This is a genomic window from Inquilinus limosus MP06 (assembly GCF_000767795.1).
Lineage (GTDB): Bacteria > Pseudomonadota > Alphaproteobacteria > DSM-16000 > Inquilinaceae > Inquilinus > Inquilinus limosus_E.
Window position 1 is genome coordinate 1 of record NZ_JANX01000074.1, and the last position, 16,799, is coordinate 16,799.

The 16,799-nt window shown below is 69.9% G+C and carries 17 protein-coding genes; 7 read left to right on the forward strand and 10 right to left on the reverse strand.

Annotated features, from left to right (window positions below; translation table 11 throughout):
• Nucleotides 1-613 (reverse strand): substrate-binding domain-containing protein (locus P409_RS08680; RefSeq protein ID WP_202964606.1); only part of this gene is annotated, 613 nt, incomplete at its 3' end.
• Between the two features lie 496 nt (nt 614-1,109).
• Between P409_RS08680 and P409_RS08685 the strand changes: the two genes are divergently transcribed.
• The 4 genes from P409_RS08685 (at nt 1,110) to P409_RS08700 (ending at nt 4,305) form a co-directional block, all read left to right on the forward strand.
• On the forward strand, nt 1,110-1,820 hold the full coding sequence (locus tag P409_RS08685) for a transcriptional regulator NanR (protein ID WP_034834362.1): 711 nt from the start codon (nt 1,110-1,112) through the stop codon (nt 1,818-1,820).
• Nucleotides 1,821-1,872: 52 nt separating this feature from the next.
• Nucleotides 1,873-3,279 (forward strand): adenylate/guanylate cyclase domain-containing protein, encoded by a 1,407-nt coding sequence (locus P409_RS08690; RefSeq protein ID WP_034834364.1) that lies wholly within the window; start codon nt 1,873-1,875, stop codon nt 3,277-3,279.
• A gap of 161 nt (nt 3,280-3,440) precedes the next feature.
• Nucleotides 3,441-3,971: a DUF4142 domain-containing protein gene (locus P409_RS08695; protein ID WP_034834366.1), complete on the forward strand. Its 531-nt coding sequence runs from the start codon at nt 3,441-3,443 to the stop codon at nt 3,969-3,971.
• A 4-nt stretch (nt 3,972-3,975) separates the two neighbouring features.
• Complete coding sequence (locus tag P409_RS08700; protein WP_034834368.1) at nt 3,976-4,305, forward strand: cupredoxin domain-containing protein; 330 nt, start codon at nt 3,976-3,978, stop codon at nt 4,303-4,305.
• Nucleotides 4,306-4,334: 29 nt separating this feature from the next.
• Here the strand turns inward: P409_RS08700 and P409_RS08705 are convergent, their stop codons facing one another.
• The 7 genes from P409_RS08705 to P409_RS08735 form a co-directional block, all read right to left on the reverse strand.
• The gene (locus P409_RS08705) at nt 4,335-5,021 is read right to left on the reverse strand and encodes an RNA polymerase sigma factor (RefSeq protein WP_034834371.1); all 687 of its coding nucleotides are present in this window, start codon (nt 5,019-5,021) and stop codon (nt 4,335-4,337) included.
• A 140-nt stretch (nt 5,022-5,161) separates the two neighbouring features.
• On the reverse strand, nt 5,162-6,187 hold the full coding sequence (locus tag P409_RS08710; protein ID WP_034834373.1) for a Gfo/Idh/MocA family protein: 1,026 nt from the start codon (nt 6,185-6,187) through the stop codon (nt 5,162-5,164).
• Between the two features lies 1 nt (nt 6,188).
• On the reverse strand, nt 6,189-7,262 hold the full coding sequence (locus P409_RS08715) for an ABC transporter permease (protein WP_152613298.1): 1,074 nt from the start codon (nt 7,260-7,262) through the stop codon (nt 6,189-6,191).
• Complete coding sequence (locus P409_RS08720) at nt 7,259-8,797, reverse strand: sugar ABC transporter ATP-binding protein (RefSeq protein WP_034834374.1); 1,539 nt, start codon at nt 8,795-8,797, stop codon at nt 7,259-7,261. Before P409_RS08720 ends, P409_RS08715 begins: the two co-directional genes overlap by 4 nt.
• Nucleotides 8,794-9,456 (reverse strand): DUF2291 family protein, encoded by a 663-nt coding sequence (locus P409_RS08725; RefSeq protein WP_034834375.1) that lies wholly within the window; start codon nt 9,454-9,456, stop codon nt 8,794-8,796. Before P409_RS08725 ends, P409_RS08720 begins: the two co-directional genes overlap by 4 nt.
• A gap of 26 nt (nt 9,457-9,482) precedes the next feature.
• A complete protein-coding gene (locus P409_RS08730; protein ID WP_034834376.1) occupies nt 9,483-10,421 on the reverse strand; it encodes a D-ribose ABC transporter substrate-binding protein in 939 nt (312 codons plus the stop codon).
• Nucleotides 10,422-10,481: 60 nt separating this feature from the next.
• Nucleotides 10,482-11,309 carry a phosphogluconate dehydrogenase C-terminal domain-containing protein gene (locus tag P409_RS08735; RefSeq protein ID WP_034834378.1) on the reverse strand — a complete coding sequence of 276 codons (828 nt, stop codon included), beginning with the start codon at nt 11,307-11,309 and terminating at the stop codon, nt 10,482-10,484.
• A 104-nt stretch (nt 11,310-11,413) separates the two neighbouring features.
• On the opposite strand from P409_RS08735, the gene P409_RS08740 reads away from it, so the two are divergent.
• From P409_RS08740 to P409_RS08750, 3 genes are all read left to right on the forward strand, one after another.
• On the forward strand, nt 11,414-12,658 hold the full coding sequence (locus P409_RS08740) for a ribulose-bisphosphate carboxylase large subunit family protein (protein ID WP_034834381.1): 1,245 nt from the start codon (nt 11,414-11,416) through the stop codon (nt 12,656-12,658).
• 247 nt (nt 12,659-12,905) lie between these two features.
• On the forward strand, nt 12,906-14,207 hold the full coding sequence (locus P409_RS08745; protein ID WP_202964605.1) for a four-carbon acid sugar kinase family protein: 1,302 nt from the start codon (nt 12,906-12,908) through the stop codon (nt 14,205-14,207).
• Between the two features lie 163 nt (nt 14,208-14,370).
• Nucleotides 14,371-15,018 carry a TetR/AcrR family transcriptional regulator gene (locus P409_RS08750; protein WP_052120219.1) on the forward strand — a complete coding sequence of 216 codons (648 nt, stop codon included), beginning with the start codon at nt 14,371-14,373 and terminating at the stop codon, nt 15,016-15,018.
• A 129-nt stretch (nt 15,019-15,147) separates the two neighbouring features.
• Here the strand turns inward: P409_RS08750 and P409_RS08755 are convergent, their stop codons facing one another.
• Together P409_RS08755 and P409_RS08760 are read right to left on the reverse strand one after the other, a co-directional pair.
• Entirely contained in the window at nt 15,148-16,191 is a 1,044-nt protein-coding gene (locus P409_RS08755) for an ABC transporter substrate-binding protein (RefSeq protein WP_034834384.1), read from the reverse strand.
• A 31-nt stretch (nt 16,192-16,222) separates the two neighbouring features.
• On the reverse strand, nt 16,223-16,799 hold a 577-nt coding region (locus P409_RS08760), incomplete at its 5' end, for an NAD(P)/FAD-dependent oxidoreductase (protein ID WP_034834387.1).

A 16,799-nucleotide genomic window follows, 5' to 3' on the forward strand; every position in this document is an offset into this window, starting at 1 on the left:
GATGGACCACGGCATCGGCCGGCAGCCCGGCCTGGCGCAGCACCTCGGTGAAGCCGGCCAGGCGCGCCTCGCCGCGGAAGTCGTGGCTGGCGCCGCCGATCGCCGGCCCGATCGCGCCGATCCGGCGATGCCCCAGCGCGATCAGGTGCCGCGCCGCGGCCCGGCCGGCCTCGATGTTGGAGAAGCCGACGGCGCGGTCGATCGGCTCGGCGGCGCCGCAGTCCCAGATCTCGATCACCGGAATGCCGGCGCTGCGCAGCATGGTGCGCGCGGCCTCGGTGTGATTCATGCCGGCCAGCACGATCGCCTCCGGCCGGCGTTCCAGCATCGCCCGGACCAGCGCCTCCTCCTCGCTCATGCGATAGAGGGTGTAGCCGATCAGCAGCTGGTAGCCGGTCTCGCGCAGCGCCTCGGTCAGGCCATGCGCGGTGTCGGCGAAGTTGGAATTGGTGATGGTCGGCACCAGCGTGGCGATGAAGCCGGTGCGGCGCGACGACAGCGCTGCGGCCACCTTGTCGTCGACATAGCCCAGCTGCGCGATCGCCTGGCGGATCCGTTCGCGCGTCTCCGGCGCCACCCGGCTGCTGCCGGCCTGGACGCGGGACACGGTCATGGGCGAGACCCCGGCGAGGCGGGCGACGTCCCGCATGGTGGGGCGGAGGGAGCGTTTGGGCATGGGATGGCTTTCGGTCGGCCGCGGGGCCGTGCCGCGCCGGGCTGTGCGCCGACGGGATCGCGGATCCCGCAATCGGCGGACGGCCGCACGGCGGATGGGGCTGGGCCGCGCCGGGGCGCGGAAGGCCATGCAGCGCGTCATCGGTCAGGCCGGATGCGCGGGGCGGTCGGGCGAAAGCGGTCGTCGGCAAGCACGATGTCGGCCCTCCCCACGGCCAGGGTCGATTTGTCGTTCTTATTGATGTGACCGGTAACATGATTGGCTGTGGCCGCGCAAGCGGCGGGTTTCGGCGCATGCCCTTCAGGAGCGACAGAGCCGGTATCGATCGCGAGTCGCTCTGAAGGTGCCGGTGGCTGAAGCAGGTGGTATGATCATCGTGCCATGGCGAGCGCACCCGTGAGATCGGGGCGGCCGGCGCAGGAGATGATATCACGTGCGGGACTCGACCGACCCCATCGTCCGCCGGAAGCTGTGGCACGAGGTCTTCGATCGTCTGAAGGCCATGATTACCCGCGGCGAGCTGGCGCCGGGCGACGCCATGCCGTCGGAGCGGGACCTGATGGACCGGTTCGGCGTGGGCCGCCCGGCGATCCGCGAGGCAATGCAGGCGCTGGCCAATATGGGCCTGATCACGATCAGCCATGGCGAGCGCGCCCGTGTGCGGCAGCTGACCGCGCGGTCGATCATCCAGCAGGTCGACCTCACCGCCCACATGCTGCTCTCCGCCTCGCCGGACAGCCTCGAGCACCTGAAGCAGGCGCGCCGGTTCTTCGAGCGCGGCATGGTGCGGGAGGCGGCGGAGAAGGCGACGGAGTCGGACGTCACGGGGCTGGAGGAGACGCTGCGGGACCAGGGCGGCAAGCTCGACGACCCGGCCGCCTTCATCGCCGCCGACATGCGCTTCCACAGCCGGATCGCGGCGATCTCCGGCAATCCGATCTTCGAGGCGGTCAGCGAGGCGATGCTGAGCTGGCTGCGCGACTATCACACCGAGATGCTGATCTGGACGGGGAAGCAGAACGTCACCTTGGCCGAGCACCGCGAGATCCTCGACCACATCCGCCGGCACGATCCGGACGCGGCGGAGGCGGCGATGGTCCGCCATCTCGACCGGTCCGCGGCCCTGTACGCGCATCACGGGTGAACGGCGGCACGCTGTCTTGGTGTTTTTATCGATTTTGATGTAAAATCTCGACATGAGCGAAATCCAGGCCCTGTTTGCGGCCCTGCGGCAGCTTGCCGACGGGGAAGCTGCGGCGGCGGTGGAACGGCTGGTGCAGGAGGCGCCGGACCGCGCGCTCTGCCGCGTCAACGTCTTCGACTTCGCGGCCCAGGCCGGGATCGATGTCGAACGCGCCATCGCGGTGTTCCTGCATGCCGCGCGCCTCGGGCTGTTCGAGCTGTCCTGGAACGTGCTCTGCCCCGGCTGCGGCGGCGTCCTCGATGCCGGCGCCACCCTGAAGTCCCTGGACCGCGACGAGTATCACTGCGCCCTCTGCGCCGCCGGCTACGAGCCGACGCTCGACGAGATGGTGGAGGTGGCCTTCACCGTCAGCCCGCGGGTGCGCCGGATCGGCGCCCACGACCCCGACACGCTGCCGCCGGTGGAGTATTGCCGCCAAGTGTTCTGGGGATCCGGCGTCGACCTGCCGCCGAATTTCGAGCAGCTGATCGAGGACATCACACTCGACTTCGTCGAACTGCCGGCCGGCGAGAAGGCGATCCTGTCGCTGCAGCTCCCGGCGGAGTTCCTGATCGCCTTCGACCCCGTCAGCCACGCGACGCAGTTCCTCGACGTGAAGGGCGAGCCGACGCGCGACCGCCAATCGCTGACCTTCATCATCGATCCGGTGCATCGGCTGAACGAGACCATGACGCTGCGGCCAGGCCCGCTTCGCCTTGCGGTCGAGAACCGCACCCATCGCCGGGTGCTGGCCGGAATCTGGATCGCCGGGCACGCGCTGCACGACCTGCTGGGCCGGCGCAAGCCGTTCCTGACGGCCAAGCGGCTGCTCACCAACCAGACCTTCCGTGACATCTACCGGACCGACACGCTCGACGTCGACCAGCGGCTCAAGATCACCAGCATGACCTTCCTGTTCACCGATCTGAAAGGGTCGACGGCGCTGTATGAGCGGGTCGGCGACCTGGCGGCGTTCGACCTGGTGCGGGCCCATTTCCGTGTGCTGCACGAGATCGTCGCGGCCGAGGCCGGGGCCGTGGTCAAGACCATCGGCGACGCGGTGATGGCCACCTTCCCGACGCCCGACCGGGCCGTGGCCGCCGCGCTGCGCATGCGCGACGCGATGGGCCGCCTCAACGACGCCCATGCCAGCGAGGATCTGGTGCTGAAGATCGGCATCCATGAAGGGCCGTGCCTGGCGGTGACACTCAACGAGCGGCAGGACTATTTCGGCCAGACCGTCAACATCGCCGCCCGGGTGCAGACCCTGGTGAACTCGCGCGCCATCTTCGCGACCGAGCCGGTGGTGACGGATGCCGATACCGCGAGGCTGCTGCGGACCAGCGGCATCGAGCCGATCGCCCAGCGCCACCTGCTGCGCGGCATCGAGAACGAGGTGACGCTTTACGAAATCCCGTAGGCCCGGCCGGTCCGGGGCGGTTCGATCAGCAGCTGATCCGGGCGTGTCGACGAGGCCGCCCATGGACGGGAACCTTCGGGCCGCCGGCTCATCCAATGCTCGTGCGAGGGCCGACACTCTCGTCCGGCCCACACCTCGGGTGATCCCGGCAGGAGCTTGCAATGAACTGGAACTCTCTCGCCATCGGCGCACTGGCCATGTTGGCATCGGGCTGCTCGGCACCGGCCCAGACGGCGGCCGCTCCAACCGATCCGCAGATCGCCCATATCGCCTACACGGCAGGCCAGATCGATGTCGAGGCCGGCCAGCAGGCGCTCAAGAAGAGCAAGAACGCCAAGGTCCGCGCCTTCGCCGAGGAGATGGTCCGCGACCACCAGGCGGTCAACGACCAGGCCCTCGCCCTGGTGAAGAAGCTCGGCGTCACGCCGGAGCCCAATGCCACGAGCGCCTCCCTGTCCAGCCAGGCGAAGACCAAGCTGGACGAACTGGCCAAGCTCGACGGGGCGGCATTCGACCGTGCCTATATCGAGAACGAGGTCGCCTATCACAAGACCGTGAACGGCGCCCTGAGCGGCACGCTGATCCCCGATGCGAAGGACCCCGAGCTGAAGGCGCTGCTCGGCACCGGCCTCAAGCTCTTCCAGGAACACCAGATGCACGCCGAGCATCTGGCGCAGGAACTCGGCTCGTAAGGCCGTGAGCCGCGGTCGACCGGCATTCCTTGCGGCGCTTCTGATCGCGGCGGCTCTCGCGGCCCGACCGGCGGCGGCCGACCCGACGGTGCATGTGATCCGTATCGCGGACATGCGCTTCGGGCCGGCGCCGGCCGGTGTCCGGGTCGGGGACGCCATCGAGTGGGTGAACGCCGATCTGTTCGAGCACACCGCGACGGCGCGGGATCGCAGCTTCGACCTGGATCTCAAGCCTGGGGCGACGGCGCGCATCGTCGTGAGGTCGGCGGGTGAGATCGCCTATTATTGCCGTTTCCATCCGGGGATGACAGGTCGCATCGTCGTCCGGCAATAGAGACGCAACGGCCGGGCGAGCGCCGGTGGTCAGGGCGCCGGGCTCGCGAGCCGCCGCAGCACGGCCTCGGTGATCCTGTCGCATCGGGCGCCGAGGAACGGAAAGGCTTCGGTGACGCTGGACGAGAGCTTTTCATAGAGCGCCGCGCGCAGCAGCTTGCGGGCCCGGAACAGGCGCGTCTTCACCGTTTCCGGCAACACCCCCAGCTGCGCCGCCGTCTCCTCGACCGAGCATTCCTCGATTTCGCGCAGAATGAAGACGAGCCGAAACGCTTCGGGCAATTCGTCGATCGCCATCTCCAGCAACCGGCGGGCCTCGGCGCAGGCAACGTCGCTTTCGGGCGTGCCGGCGCCGAGGGATCGAGGGAACATGATCACATCCGCTCCCCTTGCTTGCTCGGCTTCGACGGCGTCGAGACTGACATTCGGGCGACTCTTGCGGAGGCGTCCACGGGCTTCGTTGAGGGCGATCCGTGTCAGCCAGGTGGACAGGCTCGAAGCCCCTCGGAACCCGCCGATGGCCGCGAAGGCGCGCAGATAGGTTTCCTGCACCACGTCTTCGGCCTCGTTGTCGTCCTTCACCACGCTGCGGGCGATCCGGAAGAGGCGTTGGTTGCAACGGCGCATGATCGCGCGAAACGCGTCGGGGTCGCCGGCCCTGGCGAGGTCCACGAGCTCGGATTCGGTAAGCGCGTCGTCGCTGATCGCCAACATCATCGGAACCCGGCTGCAGTCGCAAACATGGTTACACCATATTGGATGCGCGACGGCCCCGCAGGTTCCCGACGCCGCGCACGATGCCATTGGCCCGGCCGGTCGGCAGGCGCGGCGCCGGCTCACCGGCGCGTCTCGAGCGGCTATAGCAGGTCCGTCAGCCCGACCGTCCGCCCGGCCCCGGCGCTGCCATAGGCGGCCTCGACCAGCGCCAGGGTCTTGAGGTTGTCGCGGCCGGAGGTGGCGGGCTCCCGCCCCGCGCGCAGGCAGTCGACCCAGTGCTGCTGGATCGCGGCGACGCTCTCCTGGACGTTGTGCCAGGGGCGGCTCGCCCAGGGCAGCAGGGGCGGAGAGACGTCGAGCGTCTCGCTGCCGTCCCGGCCGGTCACCACCATGCGGTAGCCCTGGCCCAGCCGGATGGTGCCGGCGCTGCCGTCGACCTCCACCAGCGTCTCGGGGAAGGGCTCGGACGCGAGGCGCGTGGCGTAGGAGCAGTCGACCACCGACGTGACTCCGCCCGCATGATCCAGCAGCATGGTCGCGACATCCTCGCCGCGGATCGCGGGATTGACGCGCCGGGTCCGGGCGGTGAGGCGGGTGGCGTCGCCGAACAGGAAGCGGGCGATGTCGAGGCTGTGGATGCCGAGATCCTCGATGATGAAGCGCTCGCCGGTGGCGAGATAGGGCTGGCCGGAGAACACGTCATAGGCCGAGCGGAAGGAGACGCGGCCCCAGAACACCTCGCCGATCCGGCCGGAGTCGATCACCCGGCGCACGGCCTGGATCGGGGTCTGCCAGCGGAAGTTCTCATGCACCATCAGGGCCACGCCGGCGGCCGCGCAGCCCGCGACCATGGCGCGGGCGTCGTCCAGCGTGGCGGCGAAGGGCTTCTGGCAGATCACCGGCACCCGGTGCCGGGCGGCGAGCTCGACCAGCGGCCGGTGGCTCGGCACCGTGGTGGCGATGTCGACGAAGTCCGGCGCCTCGCGCGCCAGCATCTCCTCGGCATCGGCATAGAGCCGGGCGATGCCGAAGTCGCGGCCGGCCGCCTCCAGCCGGGCCGGATCGCGGTCGCACAGCGCCACGATCTCCGCGCCTTCGACATCGCGCCAGGCGTGCAGCTGGTTGACGGCGAAGAAACCGCAGCCGATCAGGGCGCCGCGCAGCATCTCAGCCCTCCCGTGACATGCGGCGCAGCACCACGCGCTGCTGCAGCCGGCGCTGCGCCTGGTCGACCACCACCGCGGTGATGATCACCAGCCCCTTGATCACGGTCTGCCAGAACGAGCTGACTCCCATCATCACGAGGCCGTCCGACAGGATGCCGATGACGAAGGCGCCGATGATGGTGCCGCCGATCGTGCCGCGCCCACCGGACATCGAGGTGCCGCCCAGCACCGCGGCGGCGATGGCGTTCAGCTCGAAGGTCTCGCCCGTCGCCGGGTGCGAGGCCATCAGCTGGGACGAGATGATCAGCCCGACCAGCGCGGCGCAGAAGCCGGAGAACATGTAGACGAACATCTTCACCCGGTTGACCCGCACGCCGGACAGGCCCGAGGCGCGCTCATTGCCGCCGACGGCGAAGATGTGGCGGCCCAGCGGCGTGCGGACAGCGAGATAGGCGGCTCCGGCGGCGACCAGGATCAAGAGCCAGATGGTCAGCGGCAGGCCCAGCAGCGTGCCGGCGCCGAGCGTGGCGAAGCCGGTGGTGCCCAGCTCCTCCTTGCCCGCCAGGTTGGGAAAGGTGGCGCCGTCGGACAGCAGCAGTGCGGTGCCGCGGGCGACGTAGAGCGTGCCCAGCGTGGCGATGAAGGGCGCCACCTTCAGCCGGGTGATCAGCAGGCCGTTGACCGCGCCGATCGCCACCCCGAGGGCGAGGGTGATCAGCATGATCTCGGGGACGTTGAAGTAGAGGGTGTAGCCGAAGCCCAGCGCCGACAGGTCGACGCCGTGCAGGATCAGCCCGCCCGCCACCATGCCGCACAGCCCGACGATCGACCCGACCGACAGGTCGATGCCGCCCGTTATGATGACGAAGGTCATGCCGATCGCGAGGAACGCGTTCAGCGCCACATGCTTCGACATCAGGATCAGGTTAGCGGCACTGAGGAAGTGCGGCGCGATCGCCGAGAACACGATCAGCACCGCGAACAGCGCGATGAAGGTGCGAAGCTTCATCAGATGCAGGGCGACGGCATCGCCGCTCCAGCCCTCCCGCCCGGCGGCCTTGTCCGCTGCCATCATGCGCGTGCCTCCTCCCTGAGGGCCGGCCCGTGCCCAGCCGCCGACGCCGCGACGACGCGGTCCTCGGTCGCCTCGGCACGGTCGAAGGTCTCGACCAGCCGGCCATTGCTCATCACCGCGATCCGGTCCGACAGCGCCATCACCTCCTCGAGGTCCGAGGTGGCGAACAGGATGCCGAGGCCCCGGGCCGCCAGGTCGCGCATCACCCGGAAGATCTCGGCCTTGGCGCCGACATCGATGCCGCGGCTGGGCTCGTCCATCAGCAGCACCCGGGGGCCGGTCATCAGCGCCTTGCCGATCACCACCTTCTGCTGGTTGCCGCCGCTGAGCGCGCTGACCTCGATCCCCGGATCCGACACCTTGATCGCCAGCTCGCGGATCGACCGCCGCGCCGCCTCGGTCTCCGCCGATCGGCGCAGGTGGAAGCCGCGCAGGAAGCGCCGCAGGCTGGACAGGGTCAGGTTCTCGGCCACCGACAGGATCGGCACCAGCCCGTCGCGCTGCCGGTCCTCCGGGATGATGGCGAGGCCGCGGCGGATCCGGCCGGTGACGTCGCGCGCCGTCACCCGCTCGCCATCGAGATAGATGGCGCCGCGGGAATAGGGGTGGCGGCCCATGATGCAGTCGAACAGCTCGGTCCGCCCGGCGCCCATCAGCCCGTACAGGCCGAGGATCTCGCCCGCCCGCAGCGACAGCGAGACGTGGTCGACGGCATAGCCGCCGGAGGCGCGCGGCAGGCAGATCGCCTCGGCCCGGAACACCTCCGGCCCCGGCGGCCGGCCGCCAGGCGCCGCGAAATCCTTCATGGCGGAGCCGACCATCTGCCGCACGATCCAGGGCACGTCGATCCGGCCCATCCCCTCATGGCCGGTGATGCGGCCGTCGCGCAGCACGGTGATGAAGTCGCCGATCCGCACCAGCTCCTCCAGCCGGTGCGAGATGTAGACGATGGCCACGCCCTGCGCCTTCAGCTCGGCGATCACCCGGAACAGGATCTCGACCTCGGCGGCGCTGAGGGCCGAGGTCGGCTCGTCCATGATCAGGATGCGCGCGTCCTGCGCCAGCGCCTTGGCGATCTCGACGATCTGCTGCTGGCCGATGCCCAGGTCGCCGACCTCGGCGCGCGGGTCGATGTCGTGCTCCAGCCGCCGCAGCAGCTCCGCCGCCCACCGGTTCTGGCCCCGATGGTCGATGCCGCGCAGCCCGCTCGTCAGCTCGCGCGCCATGAAGATGTTTTCCGCCACCGACAGGTTGGCGCAGAGGTTCAGCTCCTGGAACACGATGCCGATGCCATGCCGGGCGGCGTCCTGCGGGCTGTGCAGCACCACCGGCCGGCCGTCGACCAGGACGCGGCCCTCGGTCGGCTGCTCGACCCCGGCGATGATCTTCATCAGCGTCGACTTGCCGGCGCCGTTCTCGCCGACCAGCACGTTGACCGCGCCGCGATGCACGGCGAAGTCGACGCCCTTCAGCGCCACCGTGCCGGGATAGACCTTGGTCACGCCCTCGACCTGAAGGGCAGGGGCCTCGGTCACGGCGCTGCCTCCAGGCTGAGCTCGGCCGGGGTGACCAGCGGCTTCGCCTTCGGGTCGTCCAGGGTGAAGGCGGCCAGCAGCGTCACTTTCCGCCCGACCAGCTTGTCCCGGGGCAGGGCGCCCAGGGTGGCGTCGTAGATATGCGCGTTCAGCGCCTTGCCGAACTTGGCGTATTCGATCTGGTTGGCGAAGCTGTCGAAGGAGATGAAGTCGATGCTGTCGCGCAGCGACGTGCCCTTGAACACCGGCCCGATCTGGACCGTCAGGTCGGCCGAGCCGTCGCCATCCGCATCGACCTCGATGGTGGCCGCCCTTGTGCCGGTGTCGGCGGCGGTGATCTTCCCATCGATCGTCGCCGCCACGGTCCAGGGCATGCCGTCGACCGCCCGGTAGCCGAAGCGCTTCCCGGCCTCGTCCGGGTTGGCCCTCACCGCCTGCCGCACCTCGGCGAAGGGGCCGGCCTTGGCCTTGAGATACGGCAGCAGCTTCGGCTGCCAGATCTCCTCGACCGTCTTCTCCGGGTCGAAGGCCGGGTTGTCGAAGGAGGTGGCGACGCTGCCCGCCGCCGAGGCCACCTGCGGCGGCTCGTTCTTGACGAGCTTGCAGGCGGCCAGCGGCAGGCCGGCGGCCAGGATCGCGATCACCAGGCGTCGGGCCATCTCGGGGCTCCTGCCGCGACCGCAGCTTATTTCATCGCGAAGGTTTCCAGCTTGCCGGCGTTGTCGGGCGTGATCAGCAGGCAGTCCATCAGCTGCTTCTCGGGCTGACCGGTCTTGCCGGTCTTCAGGTACTGGTCGGCCTGCTCCACCGCCAGCTCGGCCTGGCGGTAGGCCGGCTGCAGCACGGTGGCCTTGATGCCGCCCTGCTTGATCGAATCCCGCACGTCGTTGCTGCCGTCGAAGCCGACCAGGATGACGTCGGTGCGGCCCGCGGCGGTCAGCGCCGCCCAGGCGCCCATCGCCATGGTGTCGTTGCCGGAGATCACGCCCTTGATGTCGGGATGGGCCTGCAGGATCGACTCCATCTTCGAGAACGCCTCGGTCTGGCTCCAGTTCGCCGACTGGCGGGCGACCATCTTCAGGTCGGGATAGTCGTCGATGACGTCGTGATAGCCCTGCGAGCGGATGCCGGCATTGGTGTCGGCCTCGCGCCCGACCAGCTCGGCATAATTGCCCTTTTCGCCCATCAGGCGGACGAACTCCTGCGCGCCCAGCTGGGCGCCCTGGTAGTTGTTCGACACGATCTGCGCGACGGCGACGCCGGTGACGTTGATCTCCCGGTCGATCAGGAAGGACGGGATGCCGGCATCCTTCGCCTTCTGCACCGCCGCCACCGTGGCGTCGGCCCCGGCATTGTCCAGGATGATCGCCTTGGCGCCGCGGGCGATGGCGGTGTCGATCCGCTCCATCTGCTTGTTGGCGTCGTCGTCATGGACCAGGACGATGGTGTCGTAGCCCAGCGCCTGGGCCCGCTTCTGGGCGCCCTCGGCTTCCGCCTTGAAGAAGGGGTTATCGTGCGACGGGGTGATGATGGCGACCAGGTCGGCCGCCTGCGCCGCGGTGGGGAGGCCGAGGGCCAGGGTGCCGGCGATGCCGGCCGCGAGAAGCGCCTTGGTGAAACGCATATGATCCTCCCTGTGGATGTCGTTGGTCCCGCCCGGTTCGGGCCTGCGGCCCGCCGGATCTCAGGTGATGCGCCGGATGCTGGCCGCGATCTCGTCCGGCTCGAACACCCGCTTCCAGTCCGGCCGCATCAGCACCGGCTTGCCGAACTCGATCGCCTTGTTGCAGGCGTCGGAGAACACGCCCTCGCGCTCATCGAAGATGACCGAGGCCAGCACGTTCAGGTGGCCCAGCAGGAAGTCGCGGGCGGCATCGTGGCTCACGCCGCGGGCCACCACCTCGTCCATCGCCTCGCGCATCACCACCAGCAGGGTGGCGCAGACGGTCTCGGACAGGCCGGGCTCCAGCAGCGCCATCTGCTCGACCGAGACGCGGTGCGAGCGCATCACCGGGGCCCAGATGACCTTGGCGATTTCCTCGCCCAGGGCATAGGCCTCGTCCGGCCCCTGCATCAGGGCGGAGACGATGTGCTGCTTGGCCGCGATGCCGCCGAAATAGTCGGTCTTCGCCGCCATCTCCGTCTCGTCGTTGAAGATTGGCGGGTGGCAAGGATGGGTGACGAAATAGGTCAGGTCGTCCCGCTTCGGCAGATGGCCGGCGAAGGGGGCGGCGGCGTCCAGCGCGATCACCATGGTGCCGGGGCGGAGCTGCTCCTCGATTCCGGCGGCGACCCGGCCGATCAGCGTGTCCGGCACGGCCAGGATGACGACGTCGGCGCCGTCCAGCGCCGCCTCTGCCGGGACGCAGTCGACGCCGAGCGCGGATTTCAGCTGGGCCCGGCCGGCCTCGCCGACCTCGACGTGGCGCACGTCGAAACGCGACCCCTTCAGGTTGCTGGACAGCCGGAAGCCCATCTTGCCGCCAGCCCCGAACAACGCAATCGCCGTCATGGGCGCGCCCTCTCTTGCCAGGTCCTTGCCGAGACGAGTAAGACAACTGGTATGATGAGTCAATCAGCATGATTTGATCATCCGGCGGATGGAGAGGGCAGGGGATGGAGCGCATCGAGGCCGACTATTTGATCGAGACGGCCTGTGACCCGCGGGCGGCCGCCGAGGCGATGGCGGGCGAGCAGTCCTCCGGCACCTTCGTCGCGGTGCCGGGCGAGACGCCGGCCCTGAAGCAGCGGTCGGCCGCGCGGGTCGAGCGGCTGGAGGTGGTCGGCGAGGCCGCCGCGCCGTCGCTGCCCGGCGCCGGCGGCAAGGGACCCATCGTCCGGGCGCGGATAACGCTGTCCTGGCCGCTGGCCAATCTCGGCCCGTCGCTGCCGAACCTGATGGCGACGGTGGCCGGCAACCTGTTCGAGCTGAAACAGTTCTCCGGCCTCAAGCTGCTCGATCTCCGCCTGCCGCCGGCCTTCGCCGCTTCCTATGCCGGGCCGCGTTTCGGCATCGCCGGCACCCGGCGCCTGGCCGGAGTCGAGGGCCGGCCGCTGATCGGCACCATCATCAAGCCCAGCGTCGGGTTGGGGCCACAGGAGACGGCGGAGCTGGTGCGCACCCTGGCCGAGGCCGAGATCGACTTCATCAAGGACGACGAGCTGCAGGCCGACGGCCCGGCCTGCCCCTTCGAGGACCGGGCCCGCGCCGTCATGCGGGTGGTCAACGATGCCGCCGAGCGCAAGGGCCGCAAGGTGATGGTCGCCTTCAACCTGACCGGCGACCTGGACGAGATGCGGCGCCGGCACGACCTGGTGCTGGCGCTGGGCGGCACCTGCGTGATGGCCAGCGTCAATTCGGTCGGCCTCGCCGGGATGATCGCGCTGGGCCGCCACAGCGCCCTGCCGATCCACGCCCATCGCAACGGCTGGGGTTACCTGTCCCGCCACCCAATGCTGGGCTTCAGCTTCACCGCCTGGCACAAAATCTGGCGGCTGGCCGGGGCCGACCACATCCATGTCAACGGCCTGGCCAACAAATTCTCGGAGGATGACGACAGCGTCATCGCCTCGGCCCGTGCCTGCCTGGCGCCGCTGTTCCCGGACAAGCCGTGCCCGATCATGCCGGTCTTCTCCTCCGGCCAGACGGTGCGGCAGGCGCCGGGCACCTGGAAGGCGCTGGGCTCGACCGACCTGATCTTCGCCGCCGGCGGCGGCATCATGGCCCATCCTGCCGGCCCGGCCGCCGGCGTCGCCGCACTGCGCGAGGCGTGGAAGGCCGCGGTCGAGGGCGTCCCGCTGGTGGATTACGCCCGCGCTCGGCCCGCCTTGGCCCGGGCGCTGGAGGCGTACAAGGGATGAGAGATCTCGGAAACTCGTCATCCGAGCCGGCCCAGCTATCCATCCTCCCCCTCCCCTCGCGGGAGGGGGTGGGGGGAGGGGGCTCTCGATCGAAGAGAACCGGCCCCAAACCATCTCGAACAGTGGCCAGGTCGTGGCGATCGTTCGGCATCGTTCCCGCGGCGCCAAACCCCTCCCCCTACCCCCTCCCGCAAGGGGAGGGGGAGGATGAAAACGGTAGGAGACGAGCCTTTCAAGAGGGTCTCCCATGACCTTCCTCCCTGCCGGCCCGCTGGTCTCCTGGTATGGCGACGATTTCACCGGCGCCGCCGCGGTGATGGAGGTGCTGACCTTCGGCGGCGTGCCTTCCGTGCTGTTCCTCGACCTGCCGACCCCGCAGCGGCTGGCGGCCTTCGCCGGCTATCGCGGCATCGGCATCGCCGGGGTGGCGCGGTCGAAGGACCCGGCCTGGATGGATCTGCACCTGCCGCCGGTCTTCGAGGCATTGGCCGGCCTCGGCGCGCCGATCGCGCAGTACAAGATCTGCTCCACCCTCGATTCCGCGCCCGAGGTCGGCTCGATCGGCAAGGCCCTCGACCTCGCCGTGCCGGCGCTCGGCGGCGCCTGGCACCCCTTCGTGGTGGCGGCGCCGGCGATCGGGCGCTGGCAGTGCTTCGGCAACCTCTTCGCCACCTTCGGGGGCACGGCGCACCGCCTCGACCGGCACCCGACCATGAGCCGCCATCCGGTGACGCCGATGCACGAGGCCGACATCCGGCGGCATCTGGGGCGGCAGACGGACAGGGCCTTCGGTCTCGTCGACCTGACCGACCTCCGCTCCGGCCGCGGCGAGGCGGCGTTGGAGCGGGAGATCGCGTCCGGAGCCGAGATCGTGGCCTTCGACGTCGTCGACGAGGCCGACCTTGCCGCGATCGGCGGCCTGATCTGGCGGAACCGCGGTGACCGGCTCTTCGCGATCGGCTCCCAGGGGCTGGAATACGCGCTGCTGGCCTATTGGCGCCGGGCGGAGCTGATCGCGCCGTCGCCGCCGGTGCCGAGCGCCGGGGCGGTCGACCATGTCGCCGTCGTCTCTGGCTCCTGCGCGCCGCAGACCGCGGCCCAGATCGCCCATGCGCTGGAGCGCGGCTTCCGGCCGGTCCCGGTTGATGCCCGCCACGCGGTCGATGCTGCGGCCTGGGCTGGCGAGATCGGCCGTGCGGTCGAGGTGGCGCTGGCCGCCATCGGCGCCGGTCGCGACCCGCTGCTGTTCACCGCCCGCGGCCCGGACGATCCGGCGGTCGCCGCACTCAATAATGCGCTCGCCGCCTCCGGCGCCGACCCGGCCGCGGTCAACGAGCGCATCGGCACCGGCCTCGGCACCGCGCTGAAGCAGGTGCTGCGCCGGGCGAGGCTGAAGCGCGGCATCATCGCCGGCGGCGACACCTCCGGCTATGGCGCGAGCGTCCTCGGCATCCATGCCCTGACGGCGCTGGCGCCGACCGTGCCGGGGCGGCGCTGTTCCGGGCGCATGGCGACGACCCGGCGCTGGCCGGGCTGGAGATCGCGCTGAAGGGCGGCCAGATGGGGGCGCCCGATCACTTCATCCGGATCAAGAGCGGGGGAGGGGCGATCTCCCCATTCTGAGATCCGACGGATCGATCCGGGAGGCTCAGCGGGCTGGCTCGGCCGTCCCGAGGTTGCATCGCGCCGGCCGATCGACGCAGAGTGCGGCGATGATCGAATCCCAGATGCGCAGACGCCGGCCGGCGGCCGCCGAACCAGGGCCGGGGCGGCCGCGGACCAAGCCGTCCGAGGTGCGCCGGCGCGAGCTGCTGGACGCCGGGGAGGCGCTGGTGCTGCGCAAGGGCATCGCCGGCACGAGCATCGACGATATCGTCGCCGCGGCCGACGTGGCCAAGGGCACCTTCTATCTGTACTTCGCCAGCAAGGAGGCGCTGGTCGAGGCGTTGCGCGAGCGCTTCGCCGAGCGGTTCGGCGCCCGCATCGCCGCCGCCCGGGCGAAAGCCGATCCGGCCGACTGGTCGGGCCAGCTCGCGGCCTGGCTGGAGGGTGGCGTGCACGGCTATCTCGACCAGGTCGAGCTGCACGACGTGCTGTTCCACACGCCCGACTTCCTGCCGCGCCAGCGCCGCGTCGACGGCCATATGGAGCCGGTGCGCGGCCTTGTGGAACTGCTGCGCGACGGCGCCGCGGCCGGGGCCTGGGCGGCAGACGACCCCGAGATGACGGGGATCCTGCTGTTCTACGCCTTCCATGGCGGCGTCGACCACGCCATCGCCGACGGCCGCACCGATGTCGCCGGCCTGGTGGCCGAGCTGCAGGCCTTCGTCCGCCGGGCGCTGGGGTTGGGATTGGGCTGAATCAAGCCCAACACCGTCATTGCGAGCGCAGCGAAGCAATCCAGGGCCTGTGCGCCCCGGCCCCTGGATTGCTTCGTCGGCTTCGCCTCCTCGCAATGACGATGAAGGATGCCTCGCAAATGGAGACGCTTACCGCTCCACCGTCCGGTTCCAGCGATCATTCCAATCCGGCCGGTGGGCGTTGATCTGGTCCCAGTCGACCGTGACCGCGTTGTCGAGATAGCCGCGCATCTCCTTCACCATCGCCGCCGATTCCGGGGTCGACCCGTCGACCTTGGCGTTGGACGGGATCTGGTTGCCGTATTGCAGCGCCTTGGCCTGCGCCTCCGGCGTCAGCAGGTACTGGGCCAGCTTCTGCGCCAGCGCCGGCTCGGAATTGCCGGCGACGACGCATTCGGCGACCATCAGCACCACCGCCCCTTCCTTCGGCTGGGCATAGGCGACCGGGATGCCCTTGTCCTTGAAGCTGGCGACAGCGGTCGGCGTCAGCGGGAAGATCGCCGCCTCGTCGGTCTGCACCATCTCCGACAGCTTGGCCGAGCTCGGGATGTATTCCAGCACGTTCGGGCCGACGGTCTCGCCCCATTTGGCGAAGCCGGGATCGACATTCTCCTCGGTGCCGCCCTGGATGCGGTTGAACATCAGGAAGCCGTGCAGCCCGTAGGTGCTGCTGGACAGCGACTGGAACACGACCTTGCCCTCGAACTTCTTGTCGGCCAGGTCCATCCAGGAGGTCGGGGCGGCCCAGCCCTCCTCCTCGAACATCTTGGTGTTGTAGGCGAGGCCGGTGACCGTGACCGTGACGCCCAGCGCCATGTCGTCCTTGATCCGCGCGGCGGGGTACAGGTCGGCCATCACCGGCGCGCTCTCGGTCTTCTGGCACAGCCCCATGCCGATGGCGCGGACCATGACGCCGTCGTCCAGGAACATCAGGTGCATCTGCGGATTGTCCTTGGCCGCCTGCGCCTTGGCCAGGATCTCCGACGAGGTGCCGGGGACGACCACGACCTTGACGTCGTTGGCCTTCTCGAAGTCCGGGAAGACGTATTGGGTGTACGCCTTCTCCATGTCGCCGCCATTCATGCCGATATAGAGGGTCTTGGTCTCCGCCATCGCCGCGCCCGAGGCCAGCAGCGTGGTGGCCAGCAGCGCCGTCGTGATCCGTCCGTTCATGTCGCTCTCTCCTGTTTTCGGTTGTTGATGCTCAGGCCGCCGCCGTTCCGGCGAAGCGGCCGATGTCGAAGGCTTCGACCGGGGTGGTGCTGCGGCCGTCCCGCGCGATCTCGGCCAGCACTTCGCCGACCGCCGGCCCGATCTGGAAGCCGGCGCCCGAGAAGCCGAAGCCGTGGATCAGCCCCGGCGTGGTGCGGCTGGGCCCCAGCACCGGGTTGCGGTCGGGCGTGTCGCCCTCGACCCCGCTCCAGAACCGGATCACCTGGGCGCCGCGCAAGGCCGGGAACAGCTCCGCCGCCTGGCGCAGCAGCGCGGCGATGGCGCTGCGGCCGGGCCGGGCGCGGTCCTCGTCCAGCGTGATGCCGCGCCCGCCGCCCATGACGCAGTTGCCGCGCTCGACCTGGCGGGCATAGATGCTGCCGCCCTCGACCCCGACATTGGCGTCCATCAGCCGCGGCAGCGGTTCGGTCACCGCCATGTTGGGATGGGCCGAGGCCAGCGGCACCGGCTCGCCGAAGGCGGCGGCGAAGCGGCCGGACCAGGCGCCGGCGCAGTTCAGCAGCAGGCGCGACCGCACCTCGATCCCGTCGCCCGCCAGCAGGCGGAAG